This is a genomic window from Rhodococcus sp. OAS809 (assembly GCF_040546695.1).
GTDB lineage: Bacteria > Actinomycetota > Actinomycetes > Mycobacteriales > Mycobacteriaceae > Rhodococcus_F > Rhodococcus_F qingshengii.
In genome coordinates this window covers 5,660,100-5,683,078 of sequence record NZ_JBEPOI010000002.1, presented here as the reverse complement: position 1 = coordinate 5,683,078, position 22,979 = coordinate 5,660,100, and the positions used below count along the sequence as shown (strand labels likewise).

Here is a 22,979-nt window from a genome sequence, read left to right as displayed (position 1 = left end):
GCTACACTGACTAGCGCAGCTGTGACGCCCGAGGCTTCGTGCCGACAGGTCGAGCGGACGCAACAGCAGTATCGGGAAGCGAAAACCCCGGCAGCACAGGGTTTTCAGCGCTTGTCGGTACGCTCCCCGCCCTCGTAGCTCAGGGGATAGAGCATTCCTCTCCTAAAGGAAGGGTCGCAGGTTCGAATCCTGCCGAGGGCACCAGGTGGGACTCTCCCCACATCGGCGCGACCAACGTGCCATTCTTGAATTCATGACGACGCCTCACTCCACGGCTACTCCCCCGAAGAACATGTCTTTGATCCCGGGTGGGACGTACTGGATGGGCTCCGAAGATTTCTATCCGGAAGAACGCCCAGTTCACCAGGTCACCGTCGACGGATTCTGGATGGACACGACGGCGGTGACGGTCGCCGAGTTCCGACGCTTCGTGAAGGCAACCGGCCACGTCACCACTGCTGAAATCGCCCCGGATGCCGCCGACTATCCCGACGCCGATCCAGCCCTCCTCGTCCCGGGATCGTTGGTCTTCACTTCGCCACCCGGCCCGGTTTCACTTGACGACTACACCCAGTGGTGGTCGTTCACTCCCGGCGCCGATTGGCGCCATCCCGAGGGCGCCCACAGCAACATCGGGGGACGTGAACGGCACCCCGTCACCCACGTGTCGTACTTCGACGCCCAGGCCTACGCCGCGTGGGCCGGCAAGGAACTCCCGACCGAGGCCGAGTGGGAGTTTGCCGCCCGCGGTGGACTCGATCGCCAGGCGTACGTGTGGGGCGATCACGACTCTCCGGGCGGGCGGCCCGGTGGCAACGTGTGGCAGGGCCAGTTCCCCTGGGAGAATCTGCTCGAGGACGGTTACGAGCGCACCGCTCCGGTCGGAAAGTTCCGGCCCAACGGCTACGGACTGTTCGACATGGCCGGGAACGTGTGGGAATGGACGGCCGATCACTACACATCGGACCACGCCCGCAGTTCCAAGAACGTCGCGCCGGCCTCGTCGTGCTGCATTCCTCGTAATCCCCGAGCGGAGTTCGCCACGGAGGCGTTGGTGGGCGAACCCTACGCACGACGGGTGATCAAAGGCGGCTCACATCTGTGTGCACCGAACTACTGCTTGCGCTACCGCCCCGCCGCGCGGCAGGGCGAATCCGAGGAGTCCTCAACCTGCCACGTCGGCTTCCGGTGCATCATCCGCATTCCGCAGGAGTAGATCAGAAGGGCACGTCCCCCAGGATGGCCACCCGCTCCATGACGCGGCGATGAGGGAAGTAATCACTCGCTGCGTAGTGCTGGGTAGCCCGGTTGTCCCAGAAGGCAATGGAATTCGGCGCCCACTTGAAGCGGCACTGAAAGTCCGGGACCTTGACCTGCGCGAACAGCAGGTTGAGCAGATCGTTGCCTTCGACAGGATCCATGTCCGGAATGTGGGTGGTGAAAAGGCTGTTGACGAACAGAGTCTTACGCCCGGTCTCCGGATGCTTACGCACCATCGGGTGCAGGACCGGCGGGTACTGCTCCTTCATCTGTTCCAACTTCTCCGGGCTCATGCCGCGTCCGAAGGACGGCACGAAATCGTGGATGGCGTCCTTGCCGTCGATCAAGTCCTTGATCTCGTCGGGGAGGCAGTCGAAGGCGTTACCCATATCAGCCCAGAGCGTGTCACCACCGGCAGGCGGTACGTCGATCGCCCGAAGTACTGAACCGAGCGGCGGCGTCTTCGTCCAGGTGACGTCGACGTGCCAGATGTTCTCGGTTCCTGGACTGTCCTCTCCGCGTTCGAATCTGACGACTGCCGGGACCTCTCCCTGCGGGAGAAGTGGATGAACCTCGAGTTCACCCCAATGGGCCGCGAAGTCACGATGATTCACGCTCGAAATCGGCTGGTCCCGAAAGAACACGACCTTCCATTCGAGGAGGGCCCGACGCACGTCCTCGATCTGCTCCTCCGACGGGTCACGCAAGTCGATATCGCTGATCTCGGCACCGATGAATGGTGTGACGGGTGTCAGAGTGAACCGCTCGTACGGCCTCGATTCAACGCCTTCCGGGTTTCGCCTCATTCCGCGTGGTCCGAATTCGATTGTGTGATTGCCGATTTGGACTGTTCGTGAGGATGTAAGGGTAGCCATCGAATGACTCCGTCCTGTCGTGTCGTGTCGCGGGGTCACACGTCAGTCGACGCGTGCACCCGCTTTGCTCGTGTGCGTTTGTGTGCGCTTTGGGGCGCGGTCAGTGCTCCTACCGCGAGATCGACCAGATGATCCACTGTCGTATCGAAATCTGCCTGCACAACCGGGTTTTCGTCTTCGCGGCGCTGCTCGAAGATTGCCAGAGCGGAGACGCTCATGTTGAACGTCAGATCGATCCGTTCGACCGCGACGCGGCGAGATAGATGCGGCAACGCCCGCGTCAACCTGACGACAACTTCGTTGATCCCCTCGCTGACCTCGCGGAACTCAGCACTCTGCGTATCCACCGACGGTGAGATTCGGGCAATGAACCTCGCATAGTTGGAACCGTCGACCGTCGCCAGAAAATCTGCCAGCGGGTACAGAAAGGCTTCGACCAAAGCACGGACCAAGTCGGTCCGCCCACTGGCGTCGATGTCGTCGAGATACGTCAGTCGCGCTGCGTTGATCTGATCCATCCGATGCCGGAATACGGCCAGCACCAGACCGTCTCGCCCACCGAAGTGATACTGAACTGCAGAGTTGTTGCGCTGCCCGGCCGCAGTCGCCACGTCCCGCATGGACACTTCGTGAATACCTTGCTCGGCGAACATCCGCTCGGCGACGGCGATCATGGCGTTCTTGGCATCCAACGAGGCGGGCATACACCGACCATATAAGTCACTGTCTTAATTCCGCAAGCCCCATCCCCTGTGCGCGGTTAGGGAGTGCAGGGACTCCTTAACCACTCACGGGGGTAGTTGTCCCAGTCAACGAGACATACGCCGCCAACTGAATTCCGATCGATACGCTCCAGATTAAGACGACAGCTTAATCCGCCCGGTTTTGCACACGCCAAGGAGCCTGCTGGTGAATCGCCATTCCATTCCGATCATTCCCGAGACACCGAACGTCGCGGCCGCCGTGTACTACCCCGATCAGAATCCCCCGTACACCCGCCCGGAACCGCTTCGCCCGCCGGCCGGGGCCCCGAACGTGCTGCTGATCATGATCGACGACGTCGGATTCGGCGCACCCTCCGCGTTCGGTGGCCCGTGCCGCACCCCCACCGCCGAGCGTTTGGCCGAAACCGGCGTGAAATACAGCCGATTCCACACCACGGCTCTGTGCTCGCCGACGCGTGCCGCCACACTGACCGGGCGCAACCACCACAGTGTCGGTATGGGTGTCATCTCCGAAATGGCCAACGCGGCACCGGGATACAACGGGACCCGCCCCGCCTCTGCCGCCACGGTCGCACGCGTCCTACAGGGAAACGGCTATGCGACAGGTGCTTTCGGCAAGATGCACCAGACCCCGACGTGGGAGACCACCGCTGCCGGGCCGTTCGATCGTTGGCCGGTCCGTGAGGGTTTCGACAAGTTCTACGGTTTCCTCGGTGCCGAGTCCGACCAGTTCACCCCGGTTCTCTACGAGGACTTCACGATGGTCGACTTACCCAAGACACCACAGGAGGGTTACCACCTGTCAGAGGATCTCGTCGACCACGCGATCGAATGGGTCGAGGGCGTCAACACGATGGACCCCGACAAGCCGTGGTTCTGCTACCTCCCCTTCGGCGCGTGCCACGCTCCACTCCAGGTCCCGGACCGCTACCTGGACAAGTACGTCGGCGAATTCGATCACGGGTGGGATCGCCAACGCCAGATCACCCTCCAAAAGCAGAAGGAACTGGGCGTCGTCGCTCCTGACACCGAATTGGCCCCGTGGGCTCCGGGGCTCCCACACTGGGACGAACTCGACGACGACCAGAAGAAGGTCTCGGCCCGTCTGATGGAGTTGTATGCGGCATTTCTCGAGCACACCGACGACGAGGTAGGCAGGCTCGTCGACCGGTTGCAGGACATGGGTGTACTCGACAACACTCTGGTGCTCTACATGATGGGTGACAACGGCGCTTCCGCGGAAGGCGGAATGGAGGGCTCGTTCAACTACCTCGCCGGCCTCAACGGTTACAAGAGTGCGACATCCGACGTACTGGCGCGCTACGACGAATTGGGGACCGAAACCAGCTACCCGCACTATCCGGCGTCGTGGGCTCTGGCTCTCGACACCCCGTACCAGTGGGCCAAGCAGGTTGCGTCCCATTACGGCGGTACCCGGAACGGCCTGATCGCCCACTGGCCCAAGGGGATCGACAAGCCAGGCATCAGGGAGCAATGGCATCACTGCGTCGACATCACGCCGACGATCCTGGAAGCTGCCGGTATTCCGGCACCGTCCAGCGTCGACGGGGTGACCCAGAAACCGATGGAAGGCGTGGCGATGAACTACACCTTCGCCGAGCCCGACGCCGAAGAGCGCCACACCACACAGTATTTCGAGATCTTCGGCAACCGCGGAATCTACGATTACGGTTGGACCGCAGTCACGGCCCACCGCGCACCCTGGCTGATGGCCACTCACGGCCTCGAGCTCACACCGATGAGCGAGGACCGTTGGGAGCTGTACGACACCTCGGTCGACTGGTCGCAGGCCCGCGATCTCGCAGACGAGCATCCCGAGATCCTGGCCCGGCTCAAGGAAAAGTTCCTCGTCGAGGCGGCCAAATATCAGGTGCTGCCGCTGGACGACAGAACGGTCGGTCGCCACGCCACCGCGGAATCACGACCCCCGCATCCGATGATGGGCCGCAAGACCCTCACTCTGTACCCACACATGAACGGTCTGGTCGAGAAAGCCGCGCCGACGTTCTTCAACCGCTCATACACGCTGACCGCGAGTCTGGGTAGCGTCGCCGACGGCATGCTGGTCAGCCTCGGTGGCCGGTTCGGCGGATTCGCTTTGTACATACTCGATTCCGTCCCCGTCTACTGCTACAACTTCAGCGGCGGTGGTCGGACCTTCGTGCGTGGGCGCAACCCGCTGGCACCCAATGCACGCGAGGTGTCCGTCCACTTCGAGTACGACGGCGGCGGAATCGGCAAGGGTGGAACCGCAACCCTGAGCGTCGACGACGAGGTGGTCTCCGAAGGCCGGATCGAGAAGACCACTCGGGCGATCTTCAGCATGAACGAACAGCTCGACGTCGGCATCAACCGGGGAAGCCCGGTCGCGGAAGAGTTCGCGGACAAGGGCACGTTCCGCTACGGCGGCAAACTCCACAGCGTGACCGTCGACTTACGATCCACCCGAGAGGTGGTGTCCGCAGAGGAACGGGAGAAAATCTCACTCGCCGTGCACTGATCGACCAGGCGACGCTCGCCGATTGTGCAGCCGCGCAGGCCATCTGCCGCGCGGCTGCACAATCGCCCTGCGTCTATCCGACCGTGTACATCTGCAGGCACGGCCCCACCGGGCGACCTTCCAGGATGTCGCGGGCCTTCTCACGCGCTGCGTTGAACTCCCAGGGCGCAGTGGTGCCCGGCACTCCGAATCGATATCTGCTCAAGGCACATGAACGCTGCGGTTCCGGTAGACGATCCAAGGCAGGTACCGCGTCGACGGAGAGTCCGTGTAAGTAGGAAACATCGATGCTCTTGCCGCCCTCGAACCGTTCCACGTTCTTTTGCGCGATGTACGCGTCGGGGTTGAACACCGCGAAGGCCAGCAGCGCGACGGCCGAAGTGGCGAGAACAGCTGTGGGCAGCCACTTCCCGGACATCCGAATACCTGCGACGAGCAACAACACGAACACGAAGCCAAGAAGCAGCTCTGTCGCGAAGACGCTGACCCGGAGCACCGTGAAACCGTACTGATTCTCGTACAACCACATCCGGTGCACAGCGGACGCCACGATCACCAGGCTGAAGACACACAGGGCACCCAGCAGTCCGCGGGCAAGACGCCTCGATCCAGCGTCGCGGCGGTCGATGTACCGCACTGCGACGGCGATGACGAGCAGCGTCAGCACGGTAACCGCCATGAGCTGCCAGAAACCCTCACGCGCATAGTCCGCATAGGTCAGTCCATCGGTCACCTGTACGTGCTCGTCTCCCCCGAACAGCGTCTTCGTCTGTACTGCGACAAAACCGAGGAACAGCACGTTGAGTACTCCGAGCGGGACCGCCCACTCCCACATCGGCAACGGCGTCGCCGGCGCAGGTGCAAACGCGTCCACCGTCGGCGTTCTGCGGCGCAGATACACCGCAACCAGCGTGCCGAACGCCATCACGACGCCGGCAAAGATCCGTGCCCCCGGGTTCGACACCGAGATGGCCGGAGCGAAGCCGCCGAAGATCTTCGCGAACTCCGGATCCGCACTCACGAACAAAGATCCGAAAATCAACAGGAGAAGAATCGACACTGCGCCCACGACGACAACTCGCGCCGCCGGCACCCGCGGAGCAGAGCGGGTAGCGAGCTTTCGACGACGAACGAAGTTGACCGTCCGGTGCGGTGCCCGCCAGGGAGCAAGCGTTCCCAGAAGTATCCCGGTCCACGTCCGCCCGCCGATCAGAGTCCACGTGAACAGAACCCATGCAACCACGACGCAGAGGAACACCAACCACTCCGCACCGCGAACGGCGGCAACACCCAGCAGTGCGAGCATCCCGATGGCGGCGACCCACTGCGTCACGGTCATCCGCGGCGGCGTCAGAATCCCGAAGACGATCACCACACCGGCACCCACGATCAAGTACGCGATACTCGCGAACCCTGGGTCGAGGATCAGGGCCGCAAGCACCCCTACTGCGGCCGCGCCGAGGAGCATCGAGCGGGTGGCCATCGAAGTGCGATCGGGACGCCAGAACCGGCTGGAACGCTTGGGTTTTACGGCCGGCATCGGCGGTTTCGGTGGAATTACTATCGGAGCGCTCATGTGATCTCCTATGTGTCTGGTTCAATTTTTCAGGGTCGGAAGTACAGACGAATGCCGATGAAGACATGCGCCATCGCGAGATCTCTCGATCTCGTCAGGGACTTTGATTCAGTTCTGCGGCAGCACTACTCGAATGCAACAACCCGACGGGGCATCGACGACGGCAATCCTGCCGTCATGTAATTCGACCGCCCACTTCGCGATCGCGAGGCCGAGTCCGGTGCCTCCGTCGGTCGAGCCGCCGCGGATGAAGCGGTCGAACACTCGCTCACGGGCCTGTGGTTCGATGCCGGGGCCGTCGTCGTGGACGTCGAGCACCAACTCCCCCGCGCTGCCGGTACGTACTCGGATGACAACTTTGGTGTCGACGTTCCCGTGCTGAACCGCATTGTCCACCAGGTTGGTCACCACCTGGTGGAGGCGATCCGGATCGGCGACCACGGACAATTGTGGAGGCTTGACGTCTATCTCGATGTCGCCCGCACTCACACTCGACAGCTCGCGTAAGAACGGCTCGACCTCGAAACGGCGGCGTTTCAACGGCATTGCGCCACCCTCGAGTTTCGAGAGATCGAGAAGGTCGGCTACCAGCGCGCCCAGTCGTTCCGTTTGCCGCAGCGCCGATTTCATCATCGCCGGATCCGGTTCTTCGACACCGTCGACGACGTTCTCGAGCATGGCTTGCAAAGCGGTGATGGGCGTGCGCAGTTCGTGGGAGACGTTGCCGATCAACTCGCGGCGGTACCGGTCGTCGGCCCCGAGGTCCTCGGCCATCCGATTGAACGCATGGGCGAGTTCGCCTACTTCGTCTCTGGAAGTCGCTCGTACTCGCCGCGAATAGTCGCCGCGCGCCATCGCCTTCGCCGCGGCCGTCATCTCGCGAAGCGGTGACGTCATCCCGTGTGCGAGCACCTGAGTAACGCCTAGAGCGACAACCAACGCCGTCAGTAGAGCAAAACGAAACGGTTGTTGCGACGTCAGCCAGAAACCACCCGCGGCGAACACCAGTGCTGCGACAACCAGGAGGCCGACCTTCACCTTGAAGGACCGCATCGGGTCCAGCGGCCGCGGCCACCGTGCAAAAAGACGGTCGACGACGCTCATCGCGGCACGTCCCAGGCGTACCCGACCCCGTGAACGGTCCGGATCACGGAAGGTCCGAGCTTGCGTCGCAGCGCCTTGACGTGGCTGTCGACGGTCCGACTGCCCGCTCCCTCACCCCAGCCCCAGATCTCCTCGAGCAGCGACTCCCGCGGGATCGCGGCTCGCGGCCGCTCCGCCAGATAGGCGATGAGATCGAATTCGGTGCGAGTCAGGTGAACTTCTTGCGCATCACGGCGCACTCGACGTTCGGTCAGGTCGATCACGACGTCACCGAACTCGAGGAGGTCGGCCACCGGGCGAGCAGCGTGCTCCGCGCGATCCGCACGCCGAAGCAGAGCCTGCACCCGGGCGACGAGCACACGCATGCTGAACGGCTTGCTCAGATAGTCGTCGGCCCCGACGCCGAGACCGATCAGCATGTCCGTTTCATCGGCGCGAGCGGTCAGCATCAGCACAGGCACCGGGCGCACGGCCTGGATGCGGCGGCAGACTTCGAGTCCGTCGAATCCCGGCATCATCACGTCGAGTACCACCAGGTCTGCGTCCATCTGCTCGCAGCGGGCCACCGCGCTGGGACCGTCGAACGCCAGCTCGACGTCGTAGCCCTCGGCACGCAGCCTCGCCGCGATGGACTCGCAGATGCTGACCTCGTCGTCGACCACGAGCACTCTTCGCTGACTCATGGAACTGACTGTATTCGGCCCTCGTGGATGAACCTGGGAGGACTTGTGAAGGTTCTGTGCAGGTTCTAGAACCTGCGGATGTTGTTGATCGGCAGATCCGCCAGGGGCGTCAGTCCGGTCGGAACACCAACTCCGTAGGCGTTGAACACCATTCCGAACCCAGCGTAGATGCCGACGTGCGTCGCACCGGGGTAGAAGGTGATGACGTCGCCGGGGGCGAGGGCCCACCGGGGAACCGGCTGTCCGACGTTGGCCTGCTGTTGGCTGGTCCGTGGCAGATTCACGCCGGCCTGCCGAAACGCCCATTGCACCAGCCCGGAGCAGTCCCACGAGTTCGGCCCGACGCCGCCCCACTGGTAGGGCTTTCCGGTCTGAGTGCTCGCCGCTGCCAGCGCGATCAGCCCTGCCGGACTCGGAATCGGAAGGGCGGCTGATCCGCTGCTGATGCTGCCCGTGCTTCCCACGCTTCCGGAACTCCCGCTACTGCCACCGCTACCGAGGCTTCCCGGGTCGGCTGAGGCAGGGGCAGCGGAAAGCAACAGGACACTTCCGGTCAGCAAAGCCGCGACCGTTCCCGTGCGGAGTGTCGACTTCTTCATGCATCCGTCCTTCGTGGGAGTCGTTTCGGCGCGCGGCAGCGCACCTCGATAGCCGTGAACTGGTAAGACACGTGAAAACAAACACTTCGTTCGGATGTTAACGGCGTAGACGTGGTGTTCGGACAGGAATCATTGATCCCATTTGTCGGTTTTCGACAAACAGGCCTTACGTCCCGGCCTGGCAAAGATCAGGGAATGATCGGGGATTTCCTGGATCCGTCGGAGCCGGCGGATCCCTAGATTCGAAATCATGCGCTCATACCTCCTTGTCGCCGCGGTCATCATCGGAGCCACCACGGCGCTGATCGGTTGCTCGACGCTCCAGCGCGCAGTGGAGATTCAATCGGATCTCGACGGACTCACCAGGTCGGGTGTCGTCGGGTCGATCGCAACACTCGACGACGGCACCACGACGGCTGTCATGACCAGCGGCGTACCCAATCGGACCAACGGCGATTCGATCGGCAAGAATGATCGGGTCCGGATCGGAAGTGTGACAAAGACATTCACCGCTTCACTCGTCCTGCAGTTGGTGGCCGAAGGCAAGGTCGACCTCGACGCACCCATCGAGCAGTACCTCCCGGACCTACTGCACGGCAGTGACATGGACGGCAGTGGCACAGACGGTAGCGCAATCACCGTGCGGCAACTGTTGCAACATCGCAGCGGCCTACCCGAGTTCGCCGGAGAACCCGGCGCCGACGAATGGATTGCCGCAAACGAGGACCGAACGCTGACGCCGTCCGCCGCGGTCGCCATCGCCCTCGGCAAACCGGCGCAATTCGTCCCCGGAACGTCGTTCGTCTACACCAACACCAACTACATCGTTCTCGGAATGCTCGTCGAATCGGTGACCGGCCGCAGCTACGCCGACGAACTTCAGTCTCGGATACTCGACCCGCTGGACCTGGAAGACACGTACCTCCCGGCGGCCGGTGAGCGCGATATCAGGGGCGATCACCTGACGGGCTATCAGGATCTCGACGGTGGCCTGACCGACGTTTCCCGCACGGAACCGTCGATCCCCTGGTCTGCCGGAGCGATGGTCTCGACGGGCACAGACCTGAACACCTTCTGGCGTGCACTACTCGACGGGCAGGTGGTGCCGGCCGAGCAGCTTGCTGAGATGACCACCCCTCAGGTCGCCGCCACCGAAGCCGAGGGACTCGGGTACGGGATGGGCGTCGGCGCCACCGAACTTCCCTGCGGCGTCACCTATACCGGCCACAGTGGCGGGATCTACGGGTACTACACACTGTCCGGTGCGACGCCGGACCGCGCGTTCACTGTGACGCTGACGTCGACGCCGAAGGACCAGCCGGACACCGTCGCGATACTCTCGCACGCGCTCTGCCCCTGACGCTGTTACCAGTACTGATGACGCTGCCCGTCGGTATCCGCGACGAAGATGACCGCGTCGGCGCCGTCCAACTCCGAAGGTTTCAGCGGCAGATGCCCTGGCAGGATCGCTTCTCCCGCGGTGATCGACGGGCCGAGCGCGGCTCGCAGGGCCGGAGTCGAGAACAGGGCACGCCGACCGGTCGCATCGGCCAACGCTCCCTGCAGAGTGCCCGGATCACTGTCGGGGTTGGCGTCGGTTGCCAAAAATACGTAACGCTCCCCGAGGACAAGTCCGACAAGTGAGCCGGCGCTCCCCCAACTGACCACGTCGCCGTTGACCGGCATGTCGGACGGCACTCGCAAGAGATGGGCATTGTGTGCGAACAGCAGGCTAGGCCCGCGTCGCTGCTCCTGGGCGACGACCGCCAGCAGGTTCTCGGCCATCATCTCGGCACGCAGACTGAGCAGTGTTCCAATGCGATCAGGAGCGGAACTCGCCATCGCGGAGTGATAGCGCAAGAGCCCCAGAGCGGTGCGTGAATGTGCAAGGGCCAGGTCGTACCCGGCCGGGTCGTCGGGTCGCAGCACTGGTGCGGCGCGCCGCAGGACGCTGCCGAGGTCGTCCGCAATGATGCGCAGAGCGCGAGCATGATCGGAGTTGCCGACGGACGCAGCCGGATCGAACATCGCCGCCGGGTTGGTCCAGTCGGTGTCCTGCCCGAGCAGAAGGTCGATGCCGTCGAACGAGTGCGGCCGCATCGCAGCGGGCAGGAAGTCACCTGCTGCAGACAGCGCGCCACGTGGGCTCGGTGCACCGGAGTACTCCACCGGAGCGTCGAAGCCGTAGAAGCGAACTCGGTCGGCCGGAGCGCGGCCGTGGTTGTACTCGCGTAGCCATTCGACGAGTTCGCGGTTACCCGGTACCGCACCGAATCCGTGGCTGAAGCCTGTGGCGAGCACCTTCTCGATGTCCGCCTCTCCCCCGTTCACGTAGTCGTTCACGAGCAAAGCCGCAAAGACATCTGTTTCGAGCACGATCGACCGATATCCTCGTTCGACCAGTTGGCCGAGAAGTTCGTTGCGCAGCAACGGAAAAGCCTTGATCCCATGAGTCGGCTCGCCGAGAGCGAGCAGAGCCGGCACCTCGGTTCGCGCTGCGAGCAGTTCGTCGACGGCACGACCAAGACTTGCCGCGTCTTCGAGTTGGCGGCCGAACTCACTCAGCGCTGGGGCAGTGGACATGATCATCCCTTTCGAAGGTGGACTGCCTTCGACAGTATCGTTGAAGATTCGAGTGAAACTTTCACTGGCAATTACGTGGGGTATACCGTGAAAAGCCTCAATCGGAGGTGATCAGTGCGGCCCATAGACCTTGCCCGTGAACACGGGTTGTCCGCACAGGCGATCCGCAACTACGACGATGCCGGCATCCTCCCTCCGACCGAGCGCAGCACTTACGGCTACCGGCGATACACCCCAGTGCACGCGCAAGCCCTGCGCACTTTCCTCGCATTGCGCGGCGGTCACGGGCACCAGCGGGCCACGGAAATCATGCGGGCGACCAACCAGGGCGACACCGAGTCCGCCTATCGCCTGATCGACAGTGCGCACATGACGCTGCTCGCCGAGCGAAAAACTCGCACCGAGGTAGCCACAGCGCTGGGGACTCTGTCCACCATGGCACCGGCACTGGTGCACGGTCCAGCGCTGACGGTGGGTGAGCTGGCGCGCCGTCTCGGCGTTCACCCGGCGACACTGCGCACATGGGAAGAGCACGGCATCCTGCGCCCCGAGCGCGAACGAGCAACGGGTTATCGCGAATACGGTCCGGAGTGTGTGCGCGACGCCGAGATCGCACGGCAGCTGCGGCGCGGTGGCTATCGGCTGTCGCAAGTCGCTCAGTTTCTCGATTCGCTGCGCGAGGCCGGCGGAGCAGACGCATTGTCAGCGTTCCTCGAATCCTGGCAAGACCGGCTGACCACACGCAGTCGCAACCTTCTCGCCGGCGCAGCTCAGCTCGATGCCTATCTCACGATGCTGGATCAGACCTCGCCTGGTTGCCGATCAGCAAACGGTTGAGGCGTCAGTTCACAAGCCGCGCAAGGCTCCTCACCATCTCACCGACGGTGTCGGTCGACGGCCACGGGAATTCCGGGAGATCGGCCCGCAACATCACCTGTCCGTGCAGCGAAGTCCAGATCGATACCGCATCGACAAAAGTGTCTGTGCTGGCCGACCTCCCAGCGGCGACGCACGCGTCGAGGTTGGTCACCAGTGTGTTGAAGGCGGCCAGTCCTCGCGTATCCGATTGTGGTGACTGACCTTTCGGCCTGGACCACCCGAACAAGACCCGATACCGAGCGGGCTCGGAAATGCCGAACTCGACGTATGCCGAGCACCCGGCATACAGACCCTCGACCGGGTCGGGGTGTGCGGAAACGGCGCCGGCCACGGCGAGATGCAACTGCTCCAGCGATTCGGAGACCACCGCTTCGACAATGGCATCGCGATCGGAAAAGTGTCCGTAGATAGATGGTGCGGATATCCCGACTTCGCGAGCGACCGATCGGAGCGTCACCGCCTGATCCGATCCGGTGCGGGCGATGAGCGTCGCCGCTGCGGCGACGATCTCTCCGCGGAGCCGTGCGCCGCTTCCTCTCGGATTTCGGGCGCGAGTACTCCGAGAACCACTCGTCCCAGTTTCATCGGCATCTTCGGAAACATCACTCACCCGACAAACTTTACACATGTAAGGCGAGGGGGTCCGTTCTCATCACTAAACATTCGTAAGGTTACATTCGTAAGGACATGATGAATTCCCTCGAACCCACTGACCGGCGACGATGGGCAGCACTGGGCGCCCTCTGCACATCCCTCGTCGTAGTCACGATCGACAACACCATCCTCAACACCGCTATCCCGACCCTTGCCCGCGAACTGCGGGCGACCACCGTCGACCTGCAATGGATCACCAACGCATACACATTGGCGTTCGCCGCCTTGCTCATCACGGCAGGTGGACTCGGCGCGAGATTCGGTCACCGTCGGATACTTCTGACCGGCCTCACCTTGTTCGCCCTCGGGTCAGCCTTCGCTGCCCTCTCTCACACGTCAATGCAGCTGATCGGATGGAGAACAGTGATGGGGGCAGCCGCCGCACTGGTCATGCCGGCGACGCTGTCACTTGTCGTCTCGATGTTCGCCCCGCACGAGAGAGGCCGGGCGATAGGAATCTGGTCTGCAACCGCCGGACTGGGAATCGCGATCGGCCCCGTGGCCGGTGGCGTACTTCTCGAACATTTCAGTTGGGGAAGCGTCTTCTGGATAAACGTCCCACTGGTCGCCGGTGTGATCGCCGCGACGGTTTTTCTTGTGCCCCCGGCAAGAGGGATCACGAAGGGTTCGTTCGACATCCCCGGACTCCTGCTGTCCGCCGGCGGACTGGCTTTGATCGTGGATGCCCTCACCCAGGCAAGCCTTCGCGGATGGTCGTCGCCCGTCACGGTGCTGGAGATCGTCAGCGCAACAGCACTTCTCGCCGGATTCGTCTGGTGGGAGCTGCGGGCCTCGGCGCCGATGACCGACGTGCGCATCTTCACCAGTCGAGTGTTCAGCACCTCCAATGCCATCTTGGCCGTAACATTCTTCGCCCTTTTCGGAGTTCTCTTCACGTACACGCAATACCTCCAATTAGTTCGTGGTTACGGTCCATTGGTCGCCGGCGTCGGTGCAGTTCCGTTTGCGATAGTGATGGCGACTGTCGCCTCCAGCAGCGATCGTATGGTCGGCCGATTCGGCGTGCGCAGTTCGATCGCGACCGGTCTCGCAGTCATGTCCGCGGGACTGTTGGTCCTGTCGATCGCAGCAGATAGGTACGCACCGTTCGGAATCCTGGCTGCGATCATGGCACTGGTCGGCGCGGGGATGGGGTTGGTCATGGCTCCGGCCACAACCACGTCGATGTCTTCGGTTGCGCCCCAGCAGGCTTCGATGGCCAGTTCGATCAACAGCGTCGTGCGAGAGTTGGGTGGAGTTCTGGGCGTCGCCGTCATCGGGACGGTCGTAGCCACCGTTTTCCGGTCCCGCTTCGAACCCGGAGTCGGCACTTCCACAGCCGATCCGGCGCAGATCCATGCCGGCGCTCCCCCCGCGAGTGCCTTGACCGACGCAGCGAACCAGGCTTACACCTCGGCGATGAGTACCGGAATCCAAATCTGTGCCGCAGTCGCGTTCGTCGGTGCGTTGGCCGTCATTGCACTGTTTCCCGCACCACGTCGCCCGGTTTCTTGTCCTCCCGCAGACCTCGCCAACTCGGATGACGCAGACGCTCGGTCTTCGTCCAATCCATGAACCGCACCTCACCGACGAGTTCCGGCCTCACCCACACCGCACCCTTGCGGTCATCTGCTGGAAGTTCCTCCCCGAACGGACTTTCCTTCTGACGCAGCGGTTCCAGTGTCGCAAGTAAAGACTCCAAGTCGCGATCACTGAAGCCGGTACCGACGCGCCCAACGTAGGTCAATCCATCCTCACCCGGAATTCCCATGAGCAGCGCCCCGATCCCCTGTGCTCGATTGCCCTGCCCGGTGCGCCACCCTCCGATCACCACCTCTTGAGTGCGCCAGTTCTTCACCTTGATCCAACTCGACCCACGCCGCCCCGGAAGGTAGACCGATGCACGACGTTTGGCGACAATCCCTTCCCATCCGGCATCGGTACTCACCTCCAACGCGTTCTCCGCCGTGCCCTCGATCTGTGGAGGTACCTCGAGCTCACCGACCTTGCCCGCCAACGCATTCAACACGGTGCGCCGGTCCGAGTAGGATTTCCGCAGCAAAGACACTCCGTCGAGGTACAGAAGATCGAAGGCCAGGAACACCGGCTCCCCACCTCGCTGGAGAAGACCGAAATCGGTGACCCCCGCGTCGTTGTACGCCACCACTTCACCGTCGAGAACCACGTCATGACCGTCCAGCACCTCGGCCAACCCGGCAAGGGAGGGATAGTCCCCGGTCTTGTCGTTACCCGCGCGACTGCGAAGTGACATTGTGCCCGAATGATATTCGAGAATCACTCGGATCCCGTCCCACTTTCCTTCGAAAGCCCACTCCTGCGAGTCGAGACCTTCGAGCGTTCGAGCGGTGGCAAGCATCGGCTCGAGATTCTTGGGAAACTCCGTTCCGAAACTCGCGTTCTGATCCTTCATCAGATGCATCAACCACTGGTCACCCTTCGTCCGGATCAGCGCGAAGCGTCCCTGCACCCGTTTCCCACTGAGGCGCACGATCACCTCGTCTTCACGCCACTTCTCGGTCTCGTACGTCCCGGAATCCCAGATCGTCATCGAACCGCCGCCGTACTCCCCCTTCGGGATCGTGCCCGAGAACGTGGCGTACTCGAGCGGGTGATCCTCGGTGTGCACGGCCAACCGATTCTCTCCGGCACTGGTCGGCACGCCCTTCGGAACAGCCCAGGACACGAGCACACCATCCCGCTCCAGGCGAACGTCGTAATGCAATCGTCTGGCGTGATGTTCCTGAATCACAAAGGTATTGCCCGCTGTCTCCTTGGTCACCGCAGCAGGGATCGGCTCCGGCGTCCGGTCGGCCGACCGCTTGTTGCGATAGTGCGTCAACGTGTCGGCTACAGCCGCCGAGACCGGCGGATCCAGATCGCCCAGCAGATCACCATCGGATTCGACGCGCTCCAGAACCTCGTCGAACAACAGATGTCGTAGTTTCGGATCGTCGAGTTCGTCCCAACTGCGCGGCGCGGCAACATAGGGTTGATCGCGACCGCGCATCGAGTACGGCGCAATGGTTGTCTTGGCTGCGTTGTTCTGACTCCAGTCCACGAAAATCTTGCCTGCCCGCACATTTCGAGCCATCGTCGCGGTGACGAGATCCGGGTGAAGCTTCTCGAGTCCGGTGGCGATCTGCTTGGCGACAGTCGACGCACCGCTGCCGTCCAAGGCTCGATCCAGTGGAACGTAGAGGTGAATTCCCTTGCTACCACTGGTTACCGGATAGGCAGTCCACCCCAGAGTTGCGACCAGATCTCGAATCGACCTCGCCACCTCGGCGCACTCGGTCAATCCGACGCCTTCGCCCGGGTCGAGATCGAATACCAGTCGTGTCGCCGGACCACGCTCGGAACCGTCGAATCGCCATTGGGGAACGTGCAATTCGAGTGCGGCCTGCTGCCCCAGCCACGCCAGGGATGCAACGGAATCGAAGACCGGGTAAGTGACGACACGATCAGAATGTTGCAGCGACGCACGCGTGAGCCACTGCGGGGCAGACGACGCAAGGTTCTTCTCGAAGAAGGACTGACCGTCCACGCCATTGGGCCAACGCTTACGAGTGCCCGGTCTACCGACGACATGCGGAAGCATGACTGCGGCGATACGGGTGTAGTAGTCGATGACTTCGGCCTTCGTGGTGCCGCTCTCGGGGTAGAGGATCTTGCCCAGATTGGTCACGGACACCGTTGTGCCGTCGAGCGTGATCTGACCCCGATCCGTCGTTGCCATTTCCTCATTGTGCTGGATAGTGCTGCATCTGGCAGTAGAAATCTGGTGGATCGGAAACCTGCCGCTGCGCCAGGCCACGGGCAAGACTGGATTCTCGATGGGAGAGGAGACCACGATGACAGTTCGCAGTTCCGTGGAGCCGTTGGTCGACAACAACTGGCGGATGTTCGCCACCTGTAAGACGGTGGACCCCGCCGTGTTCTATTCGCCGGGTGAAGAACGCGGACGCAATCGGGCTGCACGGGAAAATTCCGCAAAGCAGGTGTGCTTCCGCTGCCCGGTCATTCGGGACTGCCTGACGTTTGCACTCGACACCGCTGAACCACACGGAGTATGGGGTGGGACGACACCGTCGGAGCGCCTCGCACTACGACGCTCAGCTGCGTGAACTCCGCTCACACGAGACCCCCGTCACGTCCGTACCGGACAAACAGGCAAGATGACCTTGTGCCTATGACACGACGCGCTGTTGCTGTGACCGCGATCTTCGCTTGCTCGATCTTGTTGGGCTCGTGTTCGTCGCAGCCGGAGGCACCTGCGGCAGCGGACACCACGACCACGGTTCCCGAGGCATTCACCAAACTGCCCTCGACCACCGCCGTGGACAAGTGCGGACCCCAGAGCGGGACCACCCTCGAAGACGGTGTCTTGACCATCGCCACCGATTCGCCGGCGTACGCGCCGTGGTTCGTCGACAACACTCCGTCCAACGGCAAGGGCTTCGAGGGAGCGGTGGCCCGGGCCGTCGTCGACAAGCTCGGGTACAACGCCGATCAGGTTCGCTTCACCACGGTCGCCTTCAACGACGCACTGAAACCAGGCCCCAAGGATTTCGACTTCGACGTCAATCAGTTCACGGTTTCCGGGGATCGCCGCGAGAACGTCGACTTCAGCTCGCCGTATTACGCAGTGGCGCAGTCGGTGATCGCCTCGCGCGGGAGCAAAGCCGCTGAGGCAAAGAATCTTGCGGATCTGGCCGGCTACCGTTTGGGCGCTCAGACCGGTTCCACCAGCCTCGCGGCGATCACCGACACGATTGTTCCGACCACTGCGCCACGCGAGTTCGCGACCACGGACGACGCGAAAGCTGCGCTGGCCGCGGGCGAGATCGACGCATTGGTCGTCGACATCCCGACCGGATTTCACATCACCGAGAACGAACTGCCCGGGTCGGTCATCGTGGGTCAGTTTCCGCGGCCCAACGCGGTCACCGAATTCTTCGGGTTCGTGCTCGAGAAGAACAGTCCTCTGACGGCGTGCGTCTCTGCCGCCGTGGATGCGCTCTACGCCGACGGCACCCTCGAGAGACTCGCAACCGAATGGATCACGGACAGCGCCGACGCGCCAGTCCTCGAGTAGTTCAGCCGGCGCGCCCACTGATCGCGCCGACGAAGACCTTCGGGATGTCTGCCGGTGTCGGAGCGAAGTGGCTGTTGCCGCCGGTGAGAGCCGAAATCTGCTCGAGCACATCGGTATCGGCGTCATCGGTGACACCGATGGTGATGATCGGTACCGGCCGCGTCGGGTCCTGCTCGCGAGTCAGGGTGTCGAGAAGTTCCTGCAGCGAGATACTCGACGGATCATCGTTCGCACCGTCGGTCAGTAGAATCACCGAATTGATCGAGGCCGGATCGTAAGTCTGTTGCATGGACCGATACGCGGCGAGAACGCTGTCGTACAAACCTGTTCCGCCGCCGACGATCGAAGAGAGGCTGTCGATCCGAGACAGCAGTTTGCTCCGATGATCCGTGTCGCCTTCAGTTGCATCCATACGGGCGACAGGTGCGAGTTCGCGGTAGTCCGTGCCCTCGCCGAGGTCTACGGAGAATGCCCAGAGACCCAATTGTGCGTTGGCGGGAAACATTCGGATCGCAATGTCACCAGCCTGTGCAGTCGCGGCCATTCGAGTGACCCCGTCCTGCATGTAGTCCATGGACCCCGAGACGTCGACAACTGCCAGTGCACGGGAAGGCCTGGACAGAATCTCGTACCGCGCAAGCGCTTTGGTGACCACAGTCGGATCGGACGGCACCAGCGAGCCAACTTTTCCCACTCCACCGGCGACCGGCGGGGCCTGATCCGCGCCGCGGAACCCGAGGCCGGCAAGTACGGAGCGCCCGGTGTCCGATGTCAGCGCTGCCGCCAGCAGTTTGCCGGCGTCGTCCGCCGCCGACGAGTCTGCACCCACACTTGCCATCGGGTAGTCCATGAAGACCGAACCGGACGACGGTACCGACGCGGTGAGTCGACTGTCCGCATGTGCGGCGAGATAAGCCTCGAAGGTCTGCTCGGTCGTCACCGCGGTCCCGCCGGACGCGTCCACGGTTTGGATGCGTCCGGTCGAACCGGTTTCCTTCAGATTTCCGTACTGCGCTTGCGCCACCGGGACCAGGGCTGCCGAAATGGACGTGAGGTCCCCGCCCCGCGACTGGGCCTCGGCAAAGGCTGCCACGATCGGTGCGCTGGAGACGGCACTGGTGAGGGGATCGCCGATGTGCAGTGCTGGAGCGCCGAGGACATCCGTCCAAGCGGTGGGTGCCTCGCTACCCGGCGCCGAGACAGTGACAACAGGGGTGGACGCGACCGAGTTGCTGATCCGGCGAATCTCCTGCCCGCTAGCCGAAACCTTGTCCAACCATTCGCTCGAATCAGGGATCCATAATGCGGGCGCCGAACCGTCGGCGATCGCCGCGACGGTGAGCACGGGATCTTGCGGCGTCACACTGAGCGAGCTGCACCCGAGTTCCGTAGCGGGGATGGCAGCGGCGACAGCTTCGAGTCCCGAGGCGATCGACGGATCGGCGGCCACGGTCACGGTTTCCGGGTTCTCACAGCTGGTTGCCGTCGCAGCTGTGACAGCACTCGCACCGAGTTCTCCCTTGTCGCTGACGCTTTTGAACGTCACGGCGAATGCTGCGGTTCCACCGACTGCGACTACTGCCAAGAGTCCGATCAGAACCTGCACGGATCGAGGCATGGACGCAGGTGGTGCGCCGTACCCATGACGAGACGACATTGATCGAATCCTTTCCGGCGGGACCCGCATCAATAACCAACCGATGCCCGGTTTATCCCGCCGAAAAGAATCCTAACTCACGTTAGCGGTGAAGTAGCTCGATGTGGAAATCTCCACAACTAGGTGTAGATCTGGACAAACTGGGCCAGCGACTTCTCCACATCGCCTTTGAGCGCCCGCGCCACACTCGAACCGATCGGGCCGAACAACGGCGCGCCGCCCAACTCGACTGTCAGCGCGAGTTCCGACCCGTCGCCCTTTGCCTTCACGTCGAGTTCGAGACCGAGCTTGACCCCGCCCTTGCCGTCTCCCTTGAGCGAGATCGCCTTCGGAACGTCGTACTTCTTGATGGTCCACCGAACGCGGTTGCGCAGGCCCTTCACGGTCACGACCGAGCTGATCTCGGTGCCGACACCCAGTTGTTCGGGAAGTTCACTGCGCCATCCGTCGTGAACCACGAGCCAGTTTTCGTATCCACTGAGATCGGACGCCTTGTCCCACACTTCCTGAGGAGGAAGCGGAACGTCGATTTTCACTGTGAGCTTTGCCATGGCAGAACAATAAGCCCCGTGCGCCTTTTCCGTAACCAGAGGTACCAGAAAGACGCACGGGGCTTTGCCCCTCTTAGTGGCTGACAGCCTTTTCGACGCCGACGCCGGTGAGGGAGCGAACTTCCATCTCCGCCTGCTTTGCCGGATCTTCGATCTTGTTACGTCCGATGTACGTACCGACGATGCCGAGGACGAATGCCAGCGGAATCGAGACGATGCCGGGGTTCGAGAGCGGGAACCAGGCGAAGTCGGAGTTCGGGAACATCGACGACGGCTTACCCGACACCGCCGGGGAGAACACGATCAGCGTCAAGCAGCTGATCAAACCGCCGTAGATGCTGAAGAGCGCACCGGTGGTGTTGAACTTCTTCCAGAACAACGAGTAGAGCAGGGTGGGCAGGTTCGCCGAGGCCGCCACCGCGAAGGCGAGAGCCACCAGGAAGGCGATGTTCTGCCCCATCGCCATGATGCCGAGAACGATGGAGACGAGTCCGATGACCACGACGGTGATTCGAGAAACTCGAACCTGCTGCTCCTCGGTTGCGTTGCCGCGCTTGATGACACTGGCGTAGATGTCGTGAGCGAACGACGCCGAAGCAGTGATCGCGAGACCGGCAACGACGGCGAGGATGGTCGCGAACGCCACCGCGGAGATGATGCCGAGGAAGATGGTGCCACCGAGCTCGAAGGCGAGAAGCGGAGCGGCCGCGTTCTCCTTACCAGGCGCTGCCAAGATCTTGTCCGGTCCGACCATGCTGGCCGCGCCGTAGCCGAGAACCAGTGTGAACAGGTAGAAGGCACCGATCAGCGCGATCGCCCAGGTCACCGAGCGGCGAGCTTCCTTGGCAGTGGGCACCGTGTAGAAGCGCATCAGCACGTGCGGCAGGCCCGCCGTGCCGAGCACCAAAGCGATTCCGAGAGAGATGAAGTCGAGCTTCGTCATTCCGGAAAGACCGTACTTGGCACCGGGGCCGAGGATGTCGCGTCCCTGCACACCCTTGGTGGTGGAACTGTTGACCATGTCCTGCGCATTGGCGAGCAACTGAGAGAAGTTGCCGCGCACTGCCCACAGAACGAGTACGAACATGATTCCGGCTCCGGCAACCAGCAGAACTGCCTTGACCATCTGTACGTAGGTGGTGCCCTTCATGCCGCCGACCAAGACGTACACGATCATCAGCACACCCACGATCGCGACGACGATCGACTGTCCCACCTTGCCGTCGATGTTGAGCAACAGGGCGACAAGTCCACCGGCGCCGGCCATCTGGGCAAGAAGGTAGAAGAGGGAAACCGCCAGAGTGGACAGGGCCGCCGCCATGCGCACCGGACGCTGCTTGAGCCGGAAGCTCAGGACGTCGGCCATCGTGAATCTGCCCGTGTTCCTGAGCAATTCGGCGACCAGGAGCAGTGCAACCAACCAGGCGACAAGGAATCCGATGGAGTACAGGAATCCGTCGTAGCCGTACACGGCGATCGCACCTGCGATACCGAGGAACGATGCCGCCGAGAGGTAGTCACCGGCGATGGCGAACCCGTTCTGCGGGCCGGTGAACTGCCCACCGCCGGTGTAGAAGTCGGACGCCTTCTTGGTGGTCCGGCTGGCGCGGATCACCAGCGTCATGGTCACGACGACGAAAGCGAGGAAGATCGCGATGTTGAAGGCTGGGTTTCCTACGTCCGTTCCGGACGCGGCGAGTGTGGTGATCACTGTGCGGGACCTTCCAGTTCTTCACGGATGGCGGCGGAGCGGGGATCGAGCTCACGACCGGCGAACTTCACGTACCACGCGGTGATGGCGAAGGTCGTGACGAATTGCCCGAGGCCGAGGATGATGCCGAGATTGATGTTGCCGAGGACCTTGGTGGCCATGAAGTCGTGGGCATAGGTAGCCAGGACGACGTACACCGCATACCAGAGCAGGAAGAATGCAGTGATGGGGAAAACGAACTTGCGCAGACGCGTTCGGAGTTCCTGGAATTCGGGACTCGCTTGCATGTCTATGAATGCCTGGGCATCCGGGGTGCGTCGCTCTTGCGGCGACCCCTCACTGATTTCTGCTGTGGACACTGCCGGCTCCTCGCCTCGCGTGTGAAGTGAACTACGCACAGACGTTAGTGAGATCGGAGTCACATGAAGACGCTGTGGCGTCAGTCACACGGTGAGCAGTCGCGCGCTGCGCCGAACGGTCAGGCA

The 22,979-nt window shown here is 62.6% G+C and carries 20 protein-coding genes and 1 tRNA gene; 8 read left to right on the top strand and 13 right to left on the bottom strand.

What is annotated here, in order from left to right:
* Positions 1-128: 128 nt before the first annotated feature.
* Together ABIE52_RS29700 and ABIE52_RS29695 are read left to right on the top strand one after the other, a co-directional pair.
* Positions 129-204: transfer RNA gene (locus ABIE52_RS29700), tRNA-Arg, on the top strand.
* Positions 205-253: 49 nt separating this feature from the next.
* On the top strand, positions 254-1,216 hold the full coding sequence (locus tag ABIE52_RS29695; RefSeq protein ID WP_162113700.1) for a formylglycine-generating enzyme family protein: 963 nt from the start codon (positions 254-256) through the stop codon (positions 1,214-1,216).
* Between the two features lies 1 nt (position 1,217).
* Here the strand turns inward: ABIE52_RS29695 and ABIE52_RS29690 are convergent, their stop codons facing one another.
* Both ABIE52_RS29690 and ABIE52_RS29685 read right to left on the bottom strand, forming a co-directional pair.
* Positions 1,218-2,135: a TauD/TfdA dioxygenase family protein gene (locus ABIE52_RS29690; RefSeq protein WP_050654720.1), complete on the bottom strand. Its 918-nt coding sequence runs from the start codon at positions 2,133-2,135 to the stop codon at positions 1,218-1,220.
* Between the two features lie 35 nt (positions 2,136-2,170).
* Positions 2,171-2,839, bottom strand: coding sequence for a TetR family transcriptional regulator (locus ABIE52_RS29685; RefSeq protein ID WP_030534932.1), 669 nt, complete (start codon positions 2,837-2,839; stop codon positions 2,171-2,173).
* 205 nt (positions 2,840-3,044) lie between these two features.
* Here ABIE52_RS29685 and ABIE52_RS29680 point away from each other — a divergent pair, with 205 nt between their 5' ends.
* Positions 3,045-5,381 (top strand): arylsulfatase, encoded by a 2,337-nt coding sequence (locus ABIE52_RS29680; protein ID WP_192712284.1) that lies wholly within the window; start codon positions 3,045-3,047, stop codon positions 5,379-5,381.
* A 73-nt stretch (positions 5,382-5,454) separates the two neighbouring features.
* Here the strand turns inward: ABIE52_RS29680 and ABIE52_RS29675 are convergent, their stop codons facing one another.
* From ABIE52_RS29675 to ABIE52_RS29660, 4 genes are all read right to left on the bottom strand, one after another.
* Entirely contained in the window at positions 5,455-6,957 is a 1,503-nt protein-coding gene (locus ABIE52_RS29675) for a DUF4153 domain-containing protein (RefSeq protein ID WP_306665674.1), read from the bottom strand.
* Positions 6,958-7,065: 108 nt separating this feature from the next.
* Positions 7,066-8,061, bottom strand: coding sequence for a HAMP domain-containing sensor histidine kinase (locus ABIE52_RS29670; RefSeq protein ID WP_007727705.1), 996 nt, complete (start codon positions 8,059-8,061; stop codon positions 7,066-7,068).
* Complete coding sequence (locus tag ABIE52_RS29665; RefSeq protein ID WP_003940586.1) at positions 8,058-8,744, bottom strand: response regulator transcription factor; 687 nt, start codon at positions 8,742-8,744, stop codon at positions 8,058-8,060. The genes ABIE52_RS29670 and ABIE52_RS29665 overlap by 4 nt, the downstream gene beginning before the upstream one ends.
* Positions 8,745-8,809: 65 nt before the next feature.
* Positions 8,810-9,343, bottom strand: coding sequence for an NlpC/P60 family protein (locus tag ABIE52_RS29660; RefSeq protein ID WP_003940435.1), 534 nt, complete (start codon positions 9,341-9,343; stop codon positions 8,810-8,812).
* Between the two features lie 250 nt (positions 9,344-9,593).
* On the opposite strand from ABIE52_RS29660, the gene ABIE52_RS29655 reads away from it, so the two are divergent.
* Positions 9,594-10,703 carry a serine hydrolase domain-containing protein gene (locus ABIE52_RS29655; protein WP_192712283.1) on the top strand — a complete coding sequence of 370 codons (1,110 nt, stop codon included), beginning with the start codon at positions 9,594-9,596 and terminating at the stop codon, positions 10,701-10,703.
* 5 nt (positions 10,704-10,708) lie between these two features.
* On the opposite strand, the gene ABIE52_RS29650 is transcribed toward ABIE52_RS29655, so the two are convergent.
* A complete protein-coding gene (locus tag ABIE52_RS29650; protein ID WP_192712282.1) occupies positions 10,709-11,932 on the bottom strand; it encodes an erythromycin esterase family protein in 1,224 nt (407 codons plus the stop codon).
* A gap of 108 nt (positions 11,933-12,040) precedes the next feature.
* Here ABIE52_RS29650 and ABIE52_RS29645 point away from each other — a divergent pair, with 108 nt between their 5' ends.
* Complete coding sequence (locus ABIE52_RS29645; protein ID WP_192712281.1) at positions 12,041-12,763, top strand: TioE family transcriptional regulator; 723 nt, start codon at positions 12,041-12,043, stop codon at positions 12,761-12,763.
* 4 nt (positions 12,764-12,767) lie between these two features.
* On the opposite strand, the gene ABIE52_RS29640 is transcribed toward ABIE52_RS29645, so the two are convergent.
* Positions 12,768-13,415, bottom strand: a complete 648-nt coding sequence (locus ABIE52_RS29640) for a TetR/AcrR family transcriptional regulator (RefSeq protein WP_192712280.1) — start codon at positions 13,413-13,415, stop codon at positions 12,768-12,770.
* Between the two features lie 77 nt (positions 13,416-13,492).
* Here ABIE52_RS29640 and ABIE52_RS29635 point away from each other — a divergent pair, with 77 nt between their 5' ends.
* The gene (locus ABIE52_RS29635; RefSeq protein WP_058037852.1) at positions 13,493-15,034 is read left to right on the top strand and encodes an MFS transporter; all 1,542 of its coding nucleotides are present in this window, start codon (positions 13,493-13,495) and stop codon (positions 15,032-15,034) included.
* Here ABIE52_RS29635 and ABIE52_RS29630 read toward each other — a convergent pair.
* Positions 14,934-17,216, bottom strand: a complete 2,283-nt coding sequence (locus ABIE52_RS29630; RefSeq protein WP_064443873.1) for an ATP-dependent DNA ligase — start codon at positions 17,214-17,216, stop codon at positions 14,934-14,936. The genes ABIE52_RS29635 and ABIE52_RS29630 overlap by 101 nt on opposite strands.
* Before the next feature lie 115 nt (positions 17,217-17,331).
* Between ABIE52_RS29630 and ABIE52_RS29625 the strand changes: the two genes are divergently transcribed.
* Together ABIE52_RS29625 and ABIE52_RS29620 are read left to right on the top strand one after the other, a co-directional pair.
* A complete protein-coding gene (locus tag ABIE52_RS29625; RefSeq protein WP_037128762.1) occupies positions 17,332-17,604 on the top strand; it encodes a WhiB family transcriptional regulator in 273 nt (90 codons plus the stop codon).
* A gap of 65 nt (positions 17,605-17,669) precedes the next feature.
* Complete coding sequence (locus tag ABIE52_RS29620) at positions 17,670-18,575, top strand: ABC transporter substrate-binding protein (RefSeq protein ID WP_030534940.1); 906 nt, start codon at positions 17,670-17,672, stop codon at positions 18,573-18,575.
* 1 nt (position 18,576) lies between these two features.
* On the opposite strand, the gene ABIE52_RS29615 is transcribed toward ABIE52_RS29620, so the two are convergent.
* The 4 genes from ABIE52_RS29615 to ABIE52_RS29600 form a co-directional block, all read right to left on the bottom strand.
* Entirely contained in the window at positions 18,577-20,232 is a 1,656-nt protein-coding gene (locus ABIE52_RS29615; protein WP_064443872.1) for a substrate-binding domain-containing protein, read from the bottom strand.
* A gap of 119 nt (positions 20,233-20,351) precedes the next feature.
* On the bottom strand, positions 20,352-20,783 hold the full coding sequence (locus tag ABIE52_RS29610) for a type II toxin-antitoxin system Rv0910 family toxin (RefSeq protein ID WP_003939735.1): 432 nt from the start codon (positions 20,781-20,783) through the stop codon (positions 20,352-20,354).
* A gap of 73 nt (positions 20,784-20,856) precedes the next feature.
* The gene (locus ABIE52_RS29605) at positions 20,857-22,494 is read right to left on the bottom strand and encodes a monocarboxylic acid transporter (RefSeq protein WP_007727752.1); all 1,638 of its coding nucleotides are present in this window, start codon (positions 22,492-22,494) and stop codon (positions 20,857-20,859) included.
* A complete protein-coding gene (locus ABIE52_RS29600; RefSeq protein WP_003939976.1) occupies positions 22,491-22,853 on the bottom strand; it encodes a DUF485 domain-containing protein in 363 nt (120 codons plus the stop codon). Before ABIE52_RS29600 ends, ABIE52_RS29605 begins: the two co-directional genes overlap by 4 nt.
* Between the last annotated feature and the right edge of the window lie 126 nt (positions 22,854-22,979).